Origin of the sequence: Mesorhizobium sp. ES1-6 (assembly GCF_020164775.1) — a bacterium.
Taxonomy (GTDB): Bacteria; Pseudomonadota; Alphaproteobacteria; order Rhizobiales; family Rhizobiaceae; genus Mesorhizobium.
The window spans coordinates 26,955-43,817 of record NZ_JAIUGU010000021.1 but is presented as its reverse complement, the minus strand read 5'-3'; the positions used below and the strand labels follow the sequence as shown (position 1 = coordinate 43,817).

Genomic DNA, 16,863 nt, shown 5'->3' with positions numbered 1-16,863 from the left:
GCCGTGAAGAACCTGTCCCATAGCGCATCCTTCCATTGCTTGGAAAATAATGCACCATCAAACCCTGGGATCAAACATCTAGGCCCTCTGCCGATCTCGTTGACGATGTCGGGAGTGTTGTTCCGCGGCGATCCGACCTTGGTGCCGATCGGCCACATCTTCATCAGATCCGAGGGGAACGGCTTCATCAGGTCGCGGGGATTTCCGGCTCTGGTCCAGGCCAGCGCAGTAGTCCGCTGGCGCCAGGATGACGGGCATGCGGTCATGGATTGTTGCCATCAGGGAGTTTGGCTCGCACGTGGCGATAGCGAAGGTTCGGATCAGCTCGCCCGTCACCTTGTCGGCATACTCTTCCCAGATGCCAGCCATGGCGAAGGGCTGATCGTCCTTCATGGCGATGGCGTAGGGCTGCTTCTTCTTGCCCGATGCATCGAGCTTCTGCCATTCGAAATAGCCGTCGACGGGCACCAGGCAGCGGCGGGACGCGTAGGCCTTGCGGAACATGCCATTGCTGGCGATGGTTTCGCAGCGCGCATTGACGGGCGGCGGCCGGCCGCCACCATCCCGAGCCCAGCCCGGAACCAGACCCCAGCGCGCCGAGACAAAGCCGGCCATGCTGGTCGACAGTTCCTCGCGGATGATGATCGGATAGGTCAGGCTCGGCGCGCCATTCCACAATGTAAGCTGTTGCCCAGTCGTTCGACCTCGCCCGGATGAGCGAACTCGAACCGGAGAACCATGTCGGGGATTGTGGTCTTTACGAAAACGCGTCCGCACATGTTGAAACCGACCAAATTACGTCAGGGAAGACCAAAATGGGAACGCATTGAGAACGAGTCAAGCCAACGCTATTCGGGCACGCCAGCGTCATGCTGCACGATGGCATCGAGCACGGTTTCGTAGATGCTGCCGGTCTCTTCCTCAATTTCGGTGCTGGTGATGCCGATCGCTTTCGCGTCGGCGAAAAGCTTCTGAATAGCCTCGGCGACTGAAATCACGTCTGAGCTGGCCAAGCCAGACACATTGCAGCTCAGCCACTTGTCAAGAAAGTTGACGCCGCGCGTGCTCATGCCCAAACTAGCCGCCCGGGGGGGTATTAGGTTCCGCTGATGCTTCAAGCCGCCGGAGGCGCTCTGCGCAGATTTCAGGTTTTCGAGTAAGCTTTTCCCCAGCGCCTAAGACCGCGTTCGATAAGCAGAACGATGCATATCCCGATCGCGGCATACATTGCGGCGCTTGCTACGATGCTGTGCAGGTCGTCACCGTTGAAAATCATGTACAGGATATGGCCGAGGGAGACGCCAACCGCCCCGCCGCGTCCATAGCCTATGATCTTCTGATTCATGTCGTGCACCATATCAGTGCCTCTTCATTTTTCCTACGGCTGGGGCGGGCGTGGCATCTTGCCGTCGATCAGCGATTGGAGCGTCCAGTTCTTGCCGATCATTTCGGGTCTCGGTCGACCGCCGAGGCGTCAAGCTCCGCCTCCATCTGACCGCTGACGGCCTTCGCTGTGGTCGCGCCCGCCAGGGGGACATCGTCGAAGCCTTGTAGCCACGCCTCAGCGTGTTCCTCCCAATACTCCGGCACGACGCGCTCCTTGCCGTCCTTGCGCGCCTGGGCGCCGTACATCCAGGCATAGTTAGCGCGCTCCTGGTCCTTCTTGGCTACGGCCATCAGTCGTCCTCTCTGAAATCCTGCAGCGAAGCGTGCCGCAAATCCTCCTCGCCGCGAAAGTGCTCGCCGAGCGGCCGCGTGTTGACAAGGTGTTCGTGAAACGGCCGCTGATACCAGCGGATCCGCCGTTCAATCTCGACGCTGCTCATAGACCGTCTTGAACATTACGCCGATAGGGCCGCCGTCCGCACCTGTCACCTGCATCGGCAACACCTTGCCAAGCAGGGTCATAAATGGGCCAGGGTTTCTGTTGCCTGCTTTGTGAGATAACCGACTAACCCTTCCTCGTCGGCCGCTTCGGCCGCAGCAAGGATCGCGTCCTTAAGCAAGGCCGTCGTCTTATTCGGGATGCCTTTGGTGCGATCGCCGGTTTTCTTTCTACTCATCTTTCTACTCGGCTCTAGGTTAGGCATTAGCTAGTCTCCCCGGTCTGAGCGGGTGCGGGTAGGTTGCGGCTTTTTCGGAGCGGTGCTTTTCTAGCCAGCTCTCTTTCGGGAGCGCTCAGATATGGCAAATGTAAGGTACTACGTGTCGCAGGAAGGCGACCGCTGGACCGTCCGCTATGATGGCAGGGATTATCCCTTCGGCTCCCAGTCGGCCGCTGTCCTGGCAGCCGTGAAAGCTGCAACGTCGGCCTGTTCATTTGGGCACGAAGCTGAAGTGCTTCGTAAGGGCGATGACGGCAAGTGGCGCACCGAGTGGCCTTCGGCCTGACGCTCTCTCCTTGTGGAGGCTCAGATGGGAACATCGTTGCCGCCATCAAGTTTGGGTCTGATTTGCCTCGATTCAGAAAGCGAACCCGATGACAGAGGCGCTTCCGCACGACCGATCAAACTCAACTCGTCGGCGCGCTTATTGCCGATGATGCCGGCGTGACCCTTGCACCCTCCAGCGAGAGCGGTGATGTGGTCAGACGCTCGTCGAGCGCCTGCCAGAGATCAAGGTTTGCCAGCGTGCTCTTGCTGAGTTCGGCTTTCGCTTCCAGCCGTTTCGCATGCCGCGGGACCTCCAGGCCGATTGTTTCTGTAGGTGAGCCTGACTATCTCGGCCTGGACCGCCGACAGAACGCTCCCAGGTGTTCGTCTTGTTCGCGGCCGCTGATGCCAGCCCTCGCCATCTGCCGAAGCATGCCGTCTGTGACTTGATCCCGGTAGGATTCGGCCGCTCGCTCTGTCGGCTCGGCCAGCATCTTCTCGGCAGTCGATCGGATGCGGCCGACCCGCCTGTCCATGGGAAACAGGAGCACTTGACACGGTGGCGTCCAGTCAAACAGCGTCAGTGACATGCCCGCCTCCCGTCGTGTCGGTCTGGTAGGATAAGGATGTCACAGAAACCATGACGGATCGTTCTGGGGAACACCCCATTTCGTCATTGTTTTCATGACGGCCCCGCTCAATTCGCCACGGTTTTCAGGACAGGACCGTCACGAAAACCATGATGGGGTTGTGTTTTCCTTGGCCCATTGCTGCCGGTCGGGTTATTGGCGCGCGGCCCTTGCACCGGAAACTCTCGGGCTGGGTGCCACTCCCGGTAAAGCTTCCTGCCGTCCTGCTGCTTGTCGGTGCCGGGCATCTTGATATCGGTGATTTCATAGGACGGGGATTTGGCCGCGCCCTCGAGACCCAGGCAGGCCGGTTCCGTTTGGAACAGGAAACCCTTACGCTGGAGATCCCGAAAAGCTTCGGCCGCCGTATCGGATGCGCAGCCCATGCATTCGCAGCCTGTCGCACGCCAGCGAATCCTCCTCGATCGGCACCGCGCTGTGGGCGTCGGTGACGACGCACGGCACGGGCTCGGTCTTGGCCAAGGGCTTCTGCTTGACGAGCAGTTCGAGGGCACGGTAGCGGTGCCCGCCGGCGGGCACTTCAAACATGCTCATTTTGGCGACGAAGCGTGACGGATCTGTACGGACCAGTAGTTCGGCGAAGTGTTGGCAGAAGCTCTTGACCTCGTCCCAGTCTGCCTCCGGGACGAGCGGCACGACCGCATGAACGCCCTTGCCGCCGGACAGCAACGGCCACGACTGCAGTCCAAGCGCTTCCAGAACTTTAATAGGTCCTGTGCCTAGGGACTGCAAGGTCATGTCTCAGTCGACCATTTCGTCAGAAAGCGATCGATCTCCTTCGCTCGATCTGAAACATGGTTCATCGAAGGATTGCCGCGATGAGGCCGAACTCGAGTGCCTCTGCAGCCGTTAGGTAGCAGCTCGTCTTCGCCCTTCGCGTCACTTCCTCGACAGTCAGCGAACTACCTTCGGCGAATTGGGCAAACCCTTCTGTTCAAGTTTCTCGGTGGTCTTCAGCAGTTCCAATTGTTCCTGCACGATTTGAAGACATGAGGAGATTGGACCATTGAGATGGAGCATGGTTCCAGCCTGCGCTCGTGCACCAGTAGGACAGAATCTCGCGTCAGGTATCGCGCTTCTTTGGGAAACGCGGCTAAAATCGTGATGCCGGCGGAATAGACGTTCGTCTTGCCTACGCACGCGGCGGCACGTCCGGCGTGGTGCTGAAACAACTGAAGTTCAAGCGCAATTCGGGGAGCGCCATCAGCGGGGTCCCGCCCTTTTCAGTTCCACCCGCAGCGGGCCATTCCCACTGCGGATCTGCTGCAGCTGTTCCAGCACGAACGTTACCGTGTCGGATCAAGCCGTCGATCGAGAGGCTAGGTGAAAACAGCAGTTCAGGGACGGCTTGGACGCCGGCCATCTCAGACTTTGGCCTCTTCGCCGACACTCTTCAGTTCCGCGAATTGACGGGTCACCTCGACGAGGTTCGACTGAAGCCACCTTGCCATCCCTTCTTCTTCGGACAGATTCTGGCGCAATGGGCCTTCGGCTCGTGTCTCCCCGGCCAAGTCGGCAATTACCAGCAACGAGTTGTAAGCCGCAATCTCGAAGTTCTCAAACGCGAAATTGGCGAAGCTGTTCTTGAGAATCTCATCTCCGGCAACCGTATGGCCCATAGCCGCCATGGTTCCGCCCAGCGAAAGCGCCATGTCCTTGATCGTTGAATTGGACTCTCCCAGTCCTTTCAGAAGGCTGTCGAGCCGTCCGATCTGAGCCTCGGTCTCCCTAATGTGTTGATCCAGCTTCGCAGCCACCTTTGGGTAATTTTCGATACGCTCCAGTTGGGGTTTCATGATGCTCAATGCTTGGTTCTCCATCGCATGAGCGTTGCGAAGCCCGGTAACGTAAAGGTCCCGAATTCGGTGACGATCGTTTGACAAAGCTTGCTCCTGTTTACGGTTGGAAGTTCTCCTAACTCGGGAATGTGCCTCATGTTCCATAAGGCCTCGAGCCACGCCGGCGGTCCTGGACCGGTCGAGGCAATTGCGGCTTGCGGAGCTGCTAATTACGTTGCCGCTTGTCGTGTGCGAGAAGACGTCGGAGGCTACGCGCGCCCATCTCCAGCAAGATAAGCAAGGAATGCCCGGTTCGAGCGTGGGACGTAGTAGCCATCTTCGACGCGGTGGCCAGAGGTCGGCCCATCGCCCGTCCCCGAGGTACCGCGTGGGACTTCCGCCGCAGTCACCGTCGCGCTGAGGCTAGAGTGACGGAGTTCTGGGCATATCTTACCAATCAGCTTCTGGCCGGCATCCAGGTCACCATGCTCCTGTTCGTGGGCTGCGCGGCGGTCGGCAATCTACTTGCCATCCCGATTGCCGTGGCCCGGCTCGTCCGAGCATGGGCGCGATGCGCCGATAGTTCGGGCCGGGGCGGCCTTCGCGGGCAACGTCAGAGACAGCGGCAGGTCCTGATGAGGGCTATCACCCCGGCGGAGTAAAGCAGGACCAGCAACACGACCGCGATCAGGAAGCCTGGATGCGCGAAAACGGCAAGATCCTTCTTCAGCTGTTCCATGCCTGGAAACGGCGAAGCGGGCCGGACAGTTCCGATTAGTCTCCGCCCCCTGACACCTTTTTGCCTGGAACTTGCAACAAGAGAGCGGATCGCGCGTTGCTCGAGCTGTGGAGCAGTGAAAATGGCAGATGACACAAGCAAGGACGAACTGCTCGGCAGGGGCCCTAAATTGTCTGAAGATGAAGTCGAAGACTTCGCTCGGCAGACCGGCGTTACAGCGGAACAGGTTCGCGAACTGATCAAGGCGACCGGAAGAGATCGCGCCGCCTTGCTGGCGGCTGCAGAGCAGTTGCGGGCGCTATCGAATGGGGGGCCGCTTACCCAAAACTAGAAGTGGAGGCACGACGAAACGCTGCGGTATTTGAGGAATGGCGCAACGTGCTCAAGCGCTCCGGAGTCGTTCACCACCTCATGAAGCAGCCGCGGTTCGCTCCAATCGTCGGCATCACATTGCTCGACATCATCGGTGCGAAGGGAGTGACCGCGCGACACTCTCGCAGCGGGCCAGGCCGCGCGACTGCGGCGATCGCAGCGGCTTCCCCAAGGCACTGCTGCAGCCCCGCGACTTTGCCCGGTCGAGCGTGGCCAGGACACCCGCGCTGCCTGACAGAGGGGCGCTGCCTGGCAGAGGGGTCCTTGGCAAGATGCGACCTGCGACAGGTCGTATCTTGCCAGGCCACAACGCCTTGGGTAGTTCCTCTGGTGTCGGAAAGGGCCTGGCCGTCATCACCGCCGCGCACAGTGGCGGGCGTGGCAGCACGAGTGAAGTGTTCCATGGCCGGGTAGGTCCTTAGGCCGAGCCGCGTTCGGGCAGCTCGGTCTCTTCCGCAACCTCTTTTTGCAGGTTTCCGCGCAAGCGTTCCGCTTTGTCAGAACTGTTTTCCTTGTCTGTCCGCGCGAGTTCGCGATCGATTGTCTCGCGAGACCCCTCGACTGGATCCTGTTGCGGAGATGTTTGCGGGCCGGTTTCGATCTTGCCTTCGCCGGGAGCGGCGCTGTCGGAAGACTTCGACATCTTCAGCTTCCCTTCTGTCGTCATGCCTCGACATTGGAATGAGTTCGGTGGCATCCTTGCCCAACAGGATCGTCGGTGATTTGTTCCGAGACAGGACCCCGGGGTTCGTTTGGCCCGACTCCCATCGGTTGCGATTCGCTCCCGGGCGAACATTCGAGGCGATTGGAAGTTCGGCCCAAACACGTATCTAGGTCGGCCCTCTTGTCCCCAACCTCACCCTCCGAAGTCCTCATTCGCAAGTTGCAGAGAATCTCTGAGCTGCCAGAATCCGATCTGGCGGTCCTGAGAAGCATCCCGATCCAGGAAAAGGAATTCCAGGCCAATCATGACCTTGTCCGAGAACGCGACCGGCCCTCGCATTCGTTTGTCCTCATCGACGGCCTGGTCGGCTCGACCAAGTATACTGGCAAGGGGAAGCGGCAGATCACATCCTTCTTCGTGACCGGCGACATTCCGGATCTGCACGGACTGCATCTTTCGGTGATGGACTGCACCTTCTCGACCCTGACGCCATCGCATGTCGGCTTCATGCGTCACGACACACTGCGCGCCATCTGCGAACAGCACCCTACAATAGCGACAGCGTTCTGGCGGTCGACGCTGATCGACGCCGCCATCTACAGAGAATGGGTCACCAATGTCGGACGGCGCGAGGCCTTTTCGCGCATGGCTCACATGTTGTGTGAGCTGATTTACAGGCTGCGTTCGGTCGGACGCATCGAGGACCACGTAGCGGAAATCCCGATCACGCAGGCGGCGCTTGGCGACGCCCTGGGCCTGTCGACCGTGCATGTCAACAGAATGCTGCAGGATCTGCGTCGAAAGGGCCTGATTGCCACATCAGGCGCCCGGGTGCATGCCCTGAATTGGCCAGATCTCGTCCACGCCGGGGATTTCGACACAACCTACCTGCACCAGAGGAACCCCGAAGCCGGGCAGTGACGGAAGCTCTCCAATGGCAAGATATTTCTTTGACGGTGGCGACTCGAACCATGTGGTCGAGGATGAGGTGGGTATCGATTGCGCGGGGCTGGAAGAGGCGCGCCGCGCCGGCCTGGAAGGCTTGAAAGACCTGGCGAGAGACGCGCTGAAGGATTCCGATGGACAGCTGTTGTTCATCGAGGTCAGGGATGAAAGCGGGTAAAAGCTGCTGAGGCTTTGCATATGTTTGCAGGTCACCGCGATGGGATGACAGCCCGAAGCACTGCCAAGCATCTCTTGGGAGTTTGCGCAGTCGAGCTGATGCGGCGGGCAGGCAAAGCCAAAAGCGTCTTCGCTCTCGCCCATGGATGGTGGCGGTGTTCGTGTCCTGGGCAAGCGCTGCCCAGCTCTGGGCGAGACTGAAAGAGAATAACAGGAACAACGCAGCAGCGGCGCTCCGCCAGATGTCCGTGGGGGCAGTTCGGTGCCGGATGATCGTACGTCCATAGTCTCCCTGCTGTTCGCTTGAGCCTCAAGGCATCGAGTTCCGGAGGCCGAACTGCAGCCCCGCTGCTAAGTTCCTTCGCAACCTCGCGGCAGAGGGCGGCATCCGGGTAATAAAGCCTGCGTGTGTGGGGTGGTCAGGGCCCGCGAGCGCGCGCCAAAGAAAGAGCCCTATAGAGTTTCACTCGCGCCTCCGACCTTCGGCGCAATCAAAAGCCCGCCTCGGAGAGGAACCGAAACGGGCCGGGAATGCTGTGGTGAGGCCAGCCTGGCCCGGCGAGATGAAGAAAATGCGGTCTGGACTTCGAGCTATCGGTTCTCAGCTGCTCGGCTGCATGTTCGGATCGCTGCCACCTCGGGGAGCATGCCGGTCCCGGGCATGGCGTCAGGATTGTTGAGAGCCGGATCGGTTCATCCGCCGGCCACTTGTGCGCGTTCACCAGCAATCGCGTCCGGCTCGTGTTCGAAATGGTAATGAACGTCTCGCACATTGTGAACTGAACAGGAACCTCAACGGTGCGAGATCGTCACTGCGGACCGAGTGGGTAGCGCCACCCGGTACGAACAGCGTGTCTCCAGCACCAGCCGATATTCGACCCCATCGACTTTGCAGAGACCAATGCCTTCTGGCGCGCCATTGGTCTCGTCCTTGGTCGTGGCGGTGCGCCGGTAAACTCTGTCCTGGTCTGGGCCATGACTCATCTCTGCTCATCAACTAGTCCGTTCGTCAGATTCGACTGCCCGGACGGCAAGCGACAGCTTGCTTGGCGCCCGGTAGCTCCGAACCTCCATCTAGGCGGGGTGATCCCTAGCCTTTATCCGTTGCCGGCCTTATGGATCCCGATGGCACCAGCGACGTTGGGTCCCTATATGGACATGTGAACACCTCGAACGGGAGCTGTTGAACCCCTCTTCAGAGACAGCTTGTCATGACGTCACCTGCGACTGCTGAACAACCCTCAGTCATTCAGACGGGGCTTCCCGCCCTGAGCAACAGCTATGGGCAACTGCCGGAGCGCTTCTTCGCGCAAACAGACCCGAAGCCGGTGTCCGAACCGCGGCTGATCCGGTTCAACCGGCCCCTCGCGGAGGAACTCGGGCTCGATGCCGACCAGCTTACCAGCCCGGATGGAGTGGCGATGCTTGCCGGCAACAGATTTCCGGAAGGCTTGCAGGCAATCGCCCTGGCTTATGCGGGCCACCAGTTCGGAAACTTCGTGCCTCAGCTTGGCGACGGGCGCGCTCTGCTGCTTGGCGAAGTGGTGGACGTCAACGGCATTGGCCGTGACATCCAGCTGAAGGGATCGGGACCAACCCGGTTCTCGCGCAACGGTGACGGCCGCGCCGCACTCGGCCCTGTCCTGCGCGAATATGTCGTCAGCGAAGCGATGGCGGCGCTCGGCATTCCGACGACGCGAAGCCTTGCGGCGGTGCTCACCGGCGACCCGGTCTATCGCGAGGTCCGGCTGCCCGGCGCCGTCCTGACTCGGGTGGCGGCAAGCCATATCAGGATCGGCACGTTCCAATATTTCGCCGCGCGCCACGACACCGAGGCGCTCAAGATATTGGCCGACTATGCCATTCAGCGTCACTTCCCACTGCTGGCGGGGGAAGCACGGCCGTACCGGGCTTTGCTGGAGGCCGTTGTCGCCGCACAGGCGGACCTGGTGGCGCGCTGGATGCTGGTCGGCTTCATCCATGGCGTCATGAACACCGACAATATGTCGATCTCGGGCGAGACGATCGACTATGGCCCATGCGCCTTTATGGACGCCTATGACCCCAGCGCGGTGTTCAGTTCGATAGACCGCGCCGGCCGCTATGCCTATGCCAACCAGCCTCGTGTCGCCACATGGAACCTTGCGCGCTTTGCCGAGACCCTGCTGCCGCTCATGAGCACGGATGAGAATGAAGCAGTGTCTGAAGCGGAAGAGGTGCTGAAGTCGTTCCAGGCCTCCTATGAGGCTGTGTTGCAGCGCGGCTTCCGCAGAAAACTCGGACTGCTGACCGAAGCGGAAGGCGACTTGCAGCTCGCCGCCGACTTTCTGGACGTGCTGGCTCACGGCGAAGCGGACTTTACGCTCGGCTTTCGGCGCCTGGGCGATGACCTCGACGCTGCGGACGGCCAAGGCACGGCGCGGCAGTTGTTTGAGGATCCAGGTGCATTCGATGCCTGGTCGGCGCGGTGGCGCCAGCGCATCGCAAGCGAGGCCGCCGACACGGCCACGCGCCGGGCAGCCATGCAATCCGTCAATCCCAAATTCATTCCCCGCAATCATCGCATCGAGGCGATGATCCAGGCAGCGTTGGGCGGCGACTTCACACCGTTCGAGGAGATCCTGGCGGTCGTCAGCCGTCCCTTCGATGAGCAGCCGGGAATGGAACGCTATGCTGAGCCGCCACGCCCGGATGAGCGTGTCCTGCAGACATTCTGCGGTACCTGAGACATTCTTGATGGCCGTTAACATGTGCAAATGCGGAAGACCCTTTCGCGAACTATCGTTGTGAGTAGTTTCGGAAGGGTCTGATCTATGACGATCGTAGAATTAGCATTCGAATTGCTGGCACGGAAGCTTGTCGACCACACTGGGATATCCGACGAAGATGCTCGTGACCTTGTCGCAGCCATGGGCGCTGACTGGTCCTCACTTGTGCGAGCAGCAAGGGTGATTAACGACACCTAGGTGTTCGACAATCACCGCAGCCAGATCGGGCCAGAGGCTGCTGGCCCGTAATCTGTGTGTCTCCGCGTACAGCGCATCTAACCGCTAGCGACGGGGTCCTTTCTTGGCAGATCCTGTCGGGCGGCTGGCTCGGCTGCAAGGCGACGCTGGCGATCGGCGTCCAGATGCGGCTCGGCCTGTTCGACTTCCTCAACGGCCAGCCGATGAAGTACTTTGCCGAGAACCTCGCCGGCTCCGTTGGCCAGCGGGTTACCGCGACCGCAGGCAATTTCGGGGCGCTGACCAACATCGTCATCTGGCGGGTTGCGCCGCCGGCGGTCGACTTCCTCGGCACCGTTATCGTGTTCACGATCGTCGACTGGCGCATGGCCGTGGCCCTGGCTTCCGCAGTGGTCGTCATCATGGGCGGCCTGCTTGCGTTCGGGGAACGGGGAAGGCACCTGCACCGCACATACGCATCCTATGCCAACGAGGTCGGCGGAAGCCTGATCGATGTCATCACCAACATGTGGTCCGTCAAAGCGTTCTCGGCCCGGTCACGCGAGCACGCCAGGCTGGCGGCAAGCTTTCGAGCTGAAGCCGATGCCCAGCGGGACAGCTGGATGTACACGGAAAAGCGCGGCTCATCCACGACATCGCGCTTTGGGTTATGGCCGGCGGCATGCTCGCCTGGTCGGTCCGGCAATGGAGCCAGGGGGAAATTACGCCCGGCGACGTCGTCCTGGTCAGCGCTTTGACGTTCCGCATCCTTCATGGGTCCCGCGACATGGCGTTGTCGCTCGTGGACATGGTCCAGCATTCGGCTTCATCGAAGACACGCTGCGCATCATCGGCCAGCCGCAGACCGTGGTAGACCTGCCTCATGCGCCGGCCATCCGTCCGCGCGGCGGGGCCATCGAGTTTCGCAAGGTGTCCTTCACTTACGGCACTCAAGTCGACGCCATCCACAACCTCAACCTGTCCATACCTCCGGGCCAGAAGGTCGGAATCGTCGGTCCCTCCGGAGCGGGCAAGTCGACCTTCGTCCACCTCCTGCAGCGGCTCTACGACGTTCAGGGCGGCGAGATCCTGATCGATGGTCAGCCAATTGCCTCCGTCACCCAGGATAGCCTTCGCGAAGCGCTGGCCGTCGTGCCGCAGGAAATTCTTCTGTTTCACCGCACAGTGTTGGAGAACATTCGGTTCGCAAGGTCCGAGGCCACCGATGAAGAGGTTTACGCCGCTGCGCGGGCTGCTCACTGCGAAGCCTTTATCGCGAGGTTACCTCAGGGGTACGACACGCTTGTCGGCGAGCGGGGAGTCAAGCTCTCGGGCGGTCAGCGTCAGAGAATCGGTATTGCCCGCGCTTTCCTCAAGGCTGCTCCCGTGATTGTTTTGGACGAAGCAACATCTGCCCTGGATACCGAATCCGAATTGGTGATCCAGTCGTCACTGGTCAAGATGTTTCGGGACCGAACTGTAATCGGGTCGCCCATCGCCTTTCGACGCTGTCCAGCTTCGATCGTATTCTGGTTATGGATGAAGGCCGCGTGGTAGAAGACGGCAGCGTTACAGAACTCAAGGCGCGTGGAAATTTATTCGCTCGCATGTGGAGAGTGCAGGCAGAAGGACTGACCCTCGACGCGGCTGAATAAACTGCTTTCGGGCGCGTTTGATAGGAGCCCTGTCCAGCGTCTGAGGCATCGGCGCGAACTGCCTCAAAACGCTCCCAGCACGGCCGTTCGATTCTACGTCCTTCGGAGCCCGTCATTCACACATACAGTCGATCTCTGGGCGCGGTACACGGACTTTGCCATTAAGCACCTTGAGCCGGAAGAGTTTCAGTCGAACCAATCGGGGTCCGTGGCGGTCTGCCTGTGGATTCATCAGTCTACGGGCAGGAGTAAGTGCGGTCCCTTGGCCGTCCCTAGTTCCTCAAGGAGAGGACGTTCATTTGCCGTCGCCATGGTGGCGGGAGGCCAGGGCGCTAAATCGCGATAGCGCACAACCGGCATATGCGTGCTGATATGCCTCTAAGGCAGTTCGCCAGTTTGGAGCAAACACGCACTTCAACTTGGCAACTTCGTCCGCACACCGCCTACCGGTTCCGTTTTTAGCTGGCATTCAATTCGAGGTGGAACATCCCCGCAAGATCAAGGTTGTGTACTCGCAATAAGCAGGCAGAGACGAGCAATGTCGGGCACTTCCGCTCTGCCGCAAAACCGGTGCTACGACGGGCGCCCAAGCATGGCACGCTCCCAGCGCCCCTAGCACGAAGGGCGTGCCAAGACCAACCTCCTTATACCCGCGCCGGGCGGATCGCATGAGAATGCCATAAGTCGCTTCAGATCAAAGCCCGGTAGACGCCGCGCCGTTAAAAGCAGGGTTCTGGAGCGACGGCGAAAGGAGAGCCACCATTCACACGACACGTACAGAGGTGCAATCGTGCCAGGCAACTCCGACCGAACGTCATCTGTAGCGGAGGTCGCGGAAGCCTTTGTGAACTCCCGCAGGCGGGCCTCCATCGTGTCGACCCGGGATGCGATCACCATGATCAGGAACCTGGCTGCGTTTTGCGAGCACACTGATTTGGAGCTCGCCGGGTTGGTGGCGGCAATAGCAGTCAGGCATGGTCGAGTAGTCGCGTTCGACCTCGATCTCGATCTCGACGAGACAGGCCTGGAGATCATTCGCGCAGCATAGTGGGTTGGCCAGCTATTAAATGCCCGCCTCGGCGGCCGAACCGCGAAGCCCATGGCGTTATGGGGTGAAATCCGTGTCGGGTCGCACATCGCGGCAGAACGCGCGCACCAGTTTGATTGAGGAGGTTGCCGCTCTGCTGCCGGGTTTTGCACCTGCACAAGCGTCACCCGAAAAAGCGCCCGGTCTATGACCTCGAACCGATAATACGGGCCGAACCATTCGAACCGGGGCCAGCAGACGGTCTGGAGACCGTGACGACAAGACATGAGCCGTGGCGAAGTCTATCGAAGATGTTGGAAGCGCCGAAGATCGCCGTCATTGGAACATCGTCACTCGGAAGGGCCCAAATCGGCCAAGATCGTTAGACCGGCGGAATAGACGTTCGTTCTCCACCCAGGCGGAGGGACCTCCGGCCTGGGGCTGACACAATCGACAGATCAGCGTCCCTGCCCCTAGTTCCACCCGGGGCGGGCCGCTTTCACTGCAACCTGCTGGAACCGGTGCAGCGCGAACGTTACAGTGTCGGCGGTTATCAACCGGGGTGAGGTTGGGCAAAAGCAATAGCGCAGTGACAGTCTCGAAAGCGGCAATCTCGGACCTGCGAGACTCTTCCGATACGCGAATTGACGGTCACGTCGGCCAGGTTGGCCTGCAGCCACGCTGCCAGATGGTCATCAATGGACACGGTGCGGCGGCGGCGGGAGTGGGCCTGCGTCAAGGTCTTGACAGCCTGGGTGAGCGGTTCAGGGTCTTCGCCGTACGCTGGCCTACTCTGGCTTCTTGCTGGTTCGGCGAGGCGATCGCAATCCCGTGGTGGCCAGCGCTTATCCTCTTAGCTCTCTCGGCGTCTTGGCAAGTGGCGACTGTGGTAACCAGCCTCTCGCGCAGGGAGGAAAGAACCGGCCACTTTGGGCAGCCGGCCAGCTCGCGCACAGGGGAGCACTGATGGATCAGTGCAGCCTCCAAGTTGGTGAGCGCCAGAATATTCCAGCGCGTTCGCCATAGACGGGCTTCCGCGAAGGATGGAGATGAAGTTTTCCCGATGGCTAGTTAGCCGGGCATGATTGCCGATATTCCGACGGCTTTAATGAGATCGTGCTGGCGCCGCCTTGCGTCTCAGCCTTGCGCTCCAGCAGGAACGAAAGCGTGCCTTGATTGGCGAATTTGCTCGGTTGCGCTTGGAAGTCGGAGACGGAGCCGCGATCCGCGCCCACTAACGGGGATGTTTCAACTGGGTTACCTAGCAGTACTCGCCTTCCGCCACGACAAGTGGGGACATACCACCTTTTGAAGAGAAGTCGTGCATCCGCTAGACAACGGCTAAACTGGTAGACTTGCACATCGCCAACGCGGAGACCTGCCCCATCATCGCGAAGTCCCGTAAGCTGCTAGAGCGGATGGCCACTAAGCCAGACCCTATCTCGTAGGGCCACGTTTTGCCCGCTCAACTTCCCGCTCATGCTTACCTGTCTGTTGTTGCTGAAGGCGTAGTTCTCGAAGCCGCGCCGTCTTGGACTCCCGCGCTTCGCGCTCGGCGGCGTTGACCAGTCTGGCTACGTCAGCCGCGCGGTCCAACTTTTCTCTATCGATCCTCCTTTGGGTCAAAGCCCCCTCCTCCTGTCATCATGTCTTAAGGAAGACGCGTCGCCACCTAATGTTCCGGAAAAACAAACTATCGAGAGGTGTCATTTCTTGCTGCGAGAGGGTCTTCGGGCCAATCTGTTCTTAAAATCTCGCTTTCACTGAACGTCCAGGTGTTGTCGCGACGAACGACGCGCGCGCGACGTACAGGGCCAAGATTGCCGTGCATGTGGTCATCTCCAAGTTGTCGCCCGCCGCACGGGTAAGATTGAGCCATACCCCCCAGTCGACAAATGATATTGTTCGACACTGCCCGCGTTCCACAACGCCGGGAAAGTTAGTGAGGATTGTAGCTGCGAAATGTTAGGTGATTTGACGCAGCGTCATGGAGCCCGCCTGTGCCGCAGATTGGGAAACCGCCCTCACCCTTTGAACCGTTCAGTGTACCAGGTGATCTTGCCGTCCACCTTCATCGGCTTGTGGATCATCAATTTCTTGGGAAGGTGCTCGGGATGGACTTCGAGCAGCGTGATCTTGATCGACGGCTTGCATGGGCTGCAATCGAATTTCAGCTTAAGCGGGTCGACCCCGCCGCCATAGACCATCATGAGATCGGCGGACCGGTAGTAGCGGACATTGCCGCAACTGCATTCCACCTTCACAAGCATGTTTGCCGGGTCGCCTTGCCCAGCGTGTCTATCGGATCGTGCGCCATACCCCAAAGTTAGGAACATATTCCTGTGAGGTCAAGAGGGATTGACTCTTTGTTCTCATTTTGTTCACTGTCGGCAAATGGAGGCATTCCCATGAAACCGCTGCGTGCGACTGAAACTGAGCAACCCGAGATTTTTGCCACCGTCAGACGCGAACTGCCTGCAATTCATCGTGCGGTCTTGAAGATGGCAAAGCCAATGCGCGGTCTCTCCGACGTCAGCCAGAAGATGGCTATCGCGCAAATGACGACCGCCTGGATCAAGGCCTACTACCCTGATAACCTCGAATTGCAGTTGTCGCTAGCTGATGCGATACGCGACCAGATCGACATTGATCTGAGGGAGGCCGCTCGCCTCGAAGGCCGGCAGCAACAGCACTGATGGTACCCGCAGCGATACAACATCGCGCCGAGACAGGAGATGCCCCTGTCGCTGCCGGTGGTTGTTTGACGGGGAAAGTTTTATCTAGACCTCAAACAGGTCGCTAGATGTTTAGTCCCGGCATGTGCTGGAGCGGATTGAGGGTGAATCGTTCGGGCTCTTTTGTCCAGGCCCTACAGATGAACTCGTAGGGTGTGAGGGTTTTGAGCCGCTTAGCGAAGTTGTAGGCGGTGACGAAATCGGTGAGATGGCTGCGCAGCTCGTTGTGTACCGGTGAGATTCCTGATCTTGTTGGTTTCGACGATCGTGTTCTTCTTGACTGACTGGTAGGTAAGCACCGAAGCGGCCGAATCGAGCGTCCAGTTCGGTGCTGCACTCGCTGTTTGCGGCCCGAAGACCAGCCATCCCAGTATCGCTATTACGATCAGGCCAAGACGCTGCGCTTTGGCTCGCGCTCGCCACAATGCACGACTTCGAACATGCAACGCCCCCGCCAGGCAACCCGATCTTGCTAACGGCACCGCCTAAGCATAGAGCAGTTGTTCCTGCTTGGCGAGTAGTTCCAGCGCCTCGCGACAGTTATCGCCGACGATAGCTTGGGCTGCGTCGCCCGTTGTAAGGCGCTATCCTCCAGCACCCGCCGCCACCCCTACCGCCCGGCAACGGCGCAATGACAGACGTGGTTTCGTCCTTGACCGGCCGAGCAGTTTCTTGGCGGTCACTTTTGTGCCTTTCGTGCTCGTCCATCTTTGGCGGTGTCGTGCCAAGAGGCGTCCCTGCATATCGCTTGACTCTTGATTAGTTTTGGAACAAATAGAGAACAAATTCCTATCCTGCTGAAGG

At 59.8% G+C, this 16,863-nt stretch carries 20 protein-coding genes and 3 pseudogenes; 9 read left to right on the top strand and 14 right to left on the bottom strand.

What is annotated here, in order from left to right:
• Positions 1-80 precede the first annotated feature (80 nt).
• The 6 genes and pseudogenes from LB564_RS30955 to LB564_RS31685 all read right to left on the bottom strand — a co-directional run.
• A pseudogene (locus LB564_RS30955) lies at positions 81-779 on the bottom strand (SOS response-associated peptidase); the annotation flags it as partial.
• 69 nt (positions 780-848) lie between these two features.
• The gene (locus LB564_RS30950) at positions 849-1,070 is read right to left on the bottom strand and encodes a hypothetical protein (RefSeq protein ID WP_224542846.1); all 222 of its coding nucleotides are present in this window, start codon (positions 1,068-1,070) and stop codon (positions 849-851) included.
• A gap of 74 nt (positions 1,071-1,144) precedes the next feature.
• Positions 1,145-1,345, bottom strand: a complete 201-nt coding sequence (locus tag LB564_RS30945) for a hypothetical protein (protein ID WP_224542845.1) — start codon at positions 1,343-1,345, stop codon at positions 1,145-1,147.
• Positions 1,346-1,443: 98 nt separating this feature from the next.
• The gene (locus LB564_RS30940) at positions 1,444-1,677 is read right to left on the bottom strand and encodes a hypothetical protein (protein ID WP_224541698.1); all 234 of its coding nucleotides are present in this window, start codon (positions 1,675-1,677) and stop codon (positions 1,444-1,446) included.
• Positions 1,677-1,826: a hypothetical protein gene (locus LB564_RS30935; protein ID WP_224542844.1), complete on the bottom strand. Its 150-nt coding sequence runs from the start codon at positions 1,824-1,826 to the stop codon at positions 1,677-1,679. The genes LB564_RS30940 and LB564_RS30935 overlap by 1 nt, the downstream gene beginning before the upstream one ends.
• Before the next feature lie 78 nt (positions 1,827-1,904).
• Positions 1,905-2,063: a hypothetical protein gene (locus tag LB564_RS31685; protein ID WP_318012869.1), complete on the bottom strand. Its 159-nt coding sequence runs from the start codon at positions 2,061-2,063 to the stop codon at positions 1,905-1,907.
• A 121-nt stretch (positions 2,064-2,184) separates the two neighbouring features.
• On the opposite strand from LB564_RS31685, the gene LB564_RS30925 reads away from it, so the two are divergent.
• Complete coding sequence (locus LB564_RS30925) at positions 2,185-2,391, top strand: DUF2188 domain-containing protein (RefSeq protein WP_224542843.1); 207 nt, start codon at positions 2,185-2,187, stop codon at positions 2,389-2,391.
• A gap of 325 nt (positions 2,392-2,716) precedes the next feature.
• Here the strand turns inward: LB564_RS30925 and LB564_RS31825 are convergent, their stop codons facing one another.
• The 4 genes and pseudogenes from LB564_RS31825 to LB564_RS30905 form a co-directional block, all read right to left on the bottom strand.
• Positions 2,717-2,908, bottom strand: a complete 192-nt coding sequence (locus LB564_RS31825) for a DUF6074 family protein (RefSeq protein WP_411910174.1) — start codon at positions 2,906-2,908, stop codon at positions 2,717-2,719.
• Between the two features lie 161 nt (positions 2,909-3,069).
• Positions 3,070-3,387 carry a hypothetical protein gene (locus LB564_RS30915; RefSeq protein WP_224542841.1) on the bottom strand — a complete coding sequence of 106 codons (318 nt, stop codon included), beginning with the start codon at positions 3,385-3,387 and terminating at the stop codon, positions 3,070-3,072.
• Positions 3,388-3,562: 175 nt separating this feature from the next.
• A pseudogene (locus tag LB564_RS31820) lies at positions 3,563-3,760 on the bottom strand (hypothetical protein); the annotation flags it as partial.
• A gap of 626 nt (positions 3,761-4,386) precedes the next feature.
• Positions 4,387-4,905 (bottom strand): ferritin-like domain-containing protein, encoded by a 519-nt coding sequence (locus tag LB564_RS30905; protein WP_224542840.1) that lies wholly within the window; start codon positions 4,903-4,905, stop codon positions 4,387-4,389.
• 755 nt (positions 4,906-5,660) lie between these two features.
• Between LB564_RS30905 and LB564_RS30900 the strand changes: the two genes are divergently transcribed.
• Positions 5,661-5,870: a DUF3606 domain-containing protein gene (locus LB564_RS30900; RefSeq protein WP_224542839.1), complete on the top strand. Its 210-nt coding sequence runs from the start codon at positions 5,661-5,663 to the stop codon at positions 5,868-5,870.
• 459 nt (positions 5,871-6,329) lie between these two features.
• Here LB564_RS30900 and LB564_RS30895 read toward each other — a convergent pair whose 3' ends face one another.
• Positions 6,330-6,554 (bottom strand): hypothetical protein, encoded by a 225-nt coding sequence (locus LB564_RS30895; RefSeq protein ID WP_224542838.1) that lies wholly within the window; start codon positions 6,552-6,554, stop codon positions 6,330-6,332.
• A gap of 240 nt (positions 6,555-6,794) precedes the next feature.
• Between LB564_RS30895 and LB564_RS30890 the strand changes: the two genes are divergently transcribed.
• Positions 6,795-7,496: a Crp/Fnr family transcriptional regulator gene (locus LB564_RS30890; RefSeq protein WP_224542837.1), complete on the top strand. Its 702-nt coding sequence runs from the start codon at positions 6,795-6,797 to the stop codon at positions 7,494-7,496.
• Positions 7,497-7,509: 13 nt separating this feature from the next.
• Positions 7,510-7,698, top strand: a complete 189-nt coding sequence (locus LB564_RS30885; protein ID WP_224542836.1) for a DUF6894 family protein — start codon at positions 7,510-7,512, stop codon at positions 7,696-7,698.
• Positions 7,699-8,489: 791 nt separating this feature from the next.
• Here LB564_RS30885 and LB564_RS30880 read toward each other — a convergent pair.
• On the bottom strand, positions 8,490-8,681 hold the full coding sequence (locus tag LB564_RS30880; protein WP_224542835.1) for a hypothetical protein: 192 nt from the start codon (positions 8,679-8,681) through the stop codon (positions 8,490-8,492).
• A 227-nt stretch (positions 8,682-8,908) separates the two neighbouring features.
• Between LB564_RS30880 and LB564_RS30875 the strand changes: the two genes are divergently transcribed.
• The 4 genes from LB564_RS30875 (at position 8,909) to LB564_RS30860 (ending at position 13,345) form a co-directional block, all read left to right on the top strand.
• Positions 8,909-10,423 (top strand): protein adenylyltransferase SelO, encoded by a 1,515-nt coding sequence (locus tag LB564_RS30875; RefSeq protein WP_224542834.1) that lies wholly within the window; start codon positions 8,909-8,911, stop codon positions 10,421-10,423.
• A gap of 296 nt (positions 10,424-10,719) precedes the next feature.
• Positions 10,720-11,400, top strand: coding sequence for an ABC transporter transmembrane domain-containing protein (locus LB564_RS30870; protein WP_224542833.1), 681 nt, complete (start codon positions 10,720-10,722; stop codon positions 11,398-11,400).
• The gene (locus tag LB564_RS30865; protein WP_224542832.1) at positions 11,348-12,199 is read left to right on the top strand and encodes an ABC transporter ATP-binding protein; all 852 of its coding nucleotides are present in this window, start codon (positions 11,348-11,350) and stop codon (positions 12,197-12,199) included. The genes LB564_RS30870 and LB564_RS30865 overlap by 53 nt, the downstream gene beginning before the upstream one ends.
• Before the next feature lie 993 nt (positions 12,200-13,192).
• Positions 13,193-13,345, top strand: a complete 153-nt coding sequence (locus tag LB564_RS30860; protein ID WP_224542831.1) for a hypothetical protein — start codon at positions 13,193-13,195, stop codon at positions 13,343-13,345.
• Positions 13,346-15,348: 2,003 nt separating this feature from the next.
• On the opposite strand, the gene LB564_RS30855 is transcribed toward LB564_RS30860, so the two are convergent.
• Positions 15,349-15,594 carry a hypothetical protein gene (locus LB564_RS30855; protein ID WP_224542830.1) on the bottom strand — a complete coding sequence of 82 codons (246 nt, stop codon included), beginning with the start codon at positions 15,592-15,594 and terminating at the stop codon, positions 15,349-15,351.
• 138 nt (positions 15,595-15,732) lie between these two features.
• Between LB564_RS30855 and LB564_RS30850 the strand changes: the two genes are divergently transcribed.
• The gene (locus tag LB564_RS30850) at positions 15,733-16,020 is read left to right on the top strand and encodes a hypothetical protein (protein WP_224542829.1); all 288 of its coding nucleotides are present in this window, start codon (positions 15,733-15,735) and stop codon (positions 16,018-16,020) included.
• A 103-nt stretch (positions 16,021-16,123) separates the two neighbouring features.
• Here LB564_RS30850 and LB564_RS30845 read toward each other — a convergent pair.
• Positions 16,124-16,279, bottom strand: a pseudogene (locus LB564_RS30845) (IS481 family transposase); the annotation flags it as partial.
• Positions 16,280-16,863: the final 584 nt, after the last annotated feature.

Bases quoted from the DNA above. Each gene is read 5' to 3' on its own strand.
- LB564_RS30950 (WP_224542846.1), bottom strand. From the start codon at position 1,070: ATGAGCACGCGCGGCGTCAACTTTCTTGACAAGTGGCTGAGCTGCAAT.
- LB564_RS30945 (WP_224542845.1), bottom strand. From the start codon at position 1,345: ATGAATCAGAAGATCATAGGCTATGGACGCGGCGGGGCGGTTGGCGTC.
- LB564_RS30940 (WP_224541698.1), bottom strand. From the start codon at position 1,677: ATGGCCGTAGCCAAGAAGGACCAGGAGCGCGCTAACTATGCCTGGATG.
- LB564_RS30935 (WP_224542844.1), bottom strand. From the start codon at position 1,826: ATGAGCAGCGTCGAGATTGAACGGCGGATCCGCTGGTATCAGCGGCCG.
- LB564_RS31685 (WP_318012869.1), bottom strand. From the start codon at position 2,063: ATGAGTAGAAAGAAAACCGGCGATCGCACCAAAGGCATCCCGAATAAG.
- LB564_RS30925 (WP_224542843.1), top strand. From the start codon at position 2,185: ATGGCAAATGTAAGGTACTACGTGTCGCAGGAAGGCGACCGCTGGACC.
- LB564_RS31825 (WP_411910174.1), bottom strand. From the start codon at position 2,908: ATGGACAGGCGGGTCGGCCGCATCCGATCGACTGCCGAGAAGATGCTG.
- LB564_RS30915 (WP_224542841.1), bottom strand. From the start codon at position 3,387: ATGGGCTGCGCATCCGATACGGCGGCCGAAGCTTTTCGGGATCTCCAG.
- LB564_RS30900 (WP_224542839.1), top strand. From the start codon at position 5,661: ATGGCAGATGACACAAGCAAGGACGAACTGCTCGGCAGGGGCCCTAAA.
- LB564_RS30895 (WP_224542838.1), bottom strand. From the start codon at position 6,554: ATGTCGAAGTCTTCCGACAGCGCCGCTCCCGGCGAAGGCAAGATCGAA.
- LB564_RS30885 (WP_224542836.1), top strand. From the start codon at position 7,510: ATGGCAAGATATTTCTTTGACGGTGGCGACTCGAACCATGTGGTCGAG.
- LB564_RS30880 (WP_224542835.1), bottom strand. From the start codon at position 8,681: ATGAGTCATGGCCCAGACCAGGACAGAGTTTACCGGCGCACCGCCACG.
- LB564_RS30875 (WP_224542834.1), top strand. From the start codon at position 8,909: ATGACGTCACCTGCGACTGCTGAACAACCCTCAGTCATTCAGACGGGG.
- LB564_RS30865 (WP_224542832.1), top strand. From the start codon at position 11,348: ATGGAGCCAGGGGGAAATTACGCCCGGCGACGTCGTCCTGGTCAGCGC.
- LB564_RS30860 (WP_224542831.1), top strand. From the start codon at position 13,193: ATGATCAGGAACCTGGCTGCGTTTTGCGAGCACACTGATTTGGAGCTC.
- LB564_RS30855 (WP_224542830.1), bottom strand. From the start codon at position 15,594: ATGCTTGTGAAGGTGGAATGCAGTTGCGGCAATGTCCGCTACTACCGG.
- LB564_RS30850 (WP_224542829.1), top strand. From the start codon at position 15,733: ATGAAACCGCTGCGTGCGACTGAAACTGAGCAACCCGAGATTTTTGCC.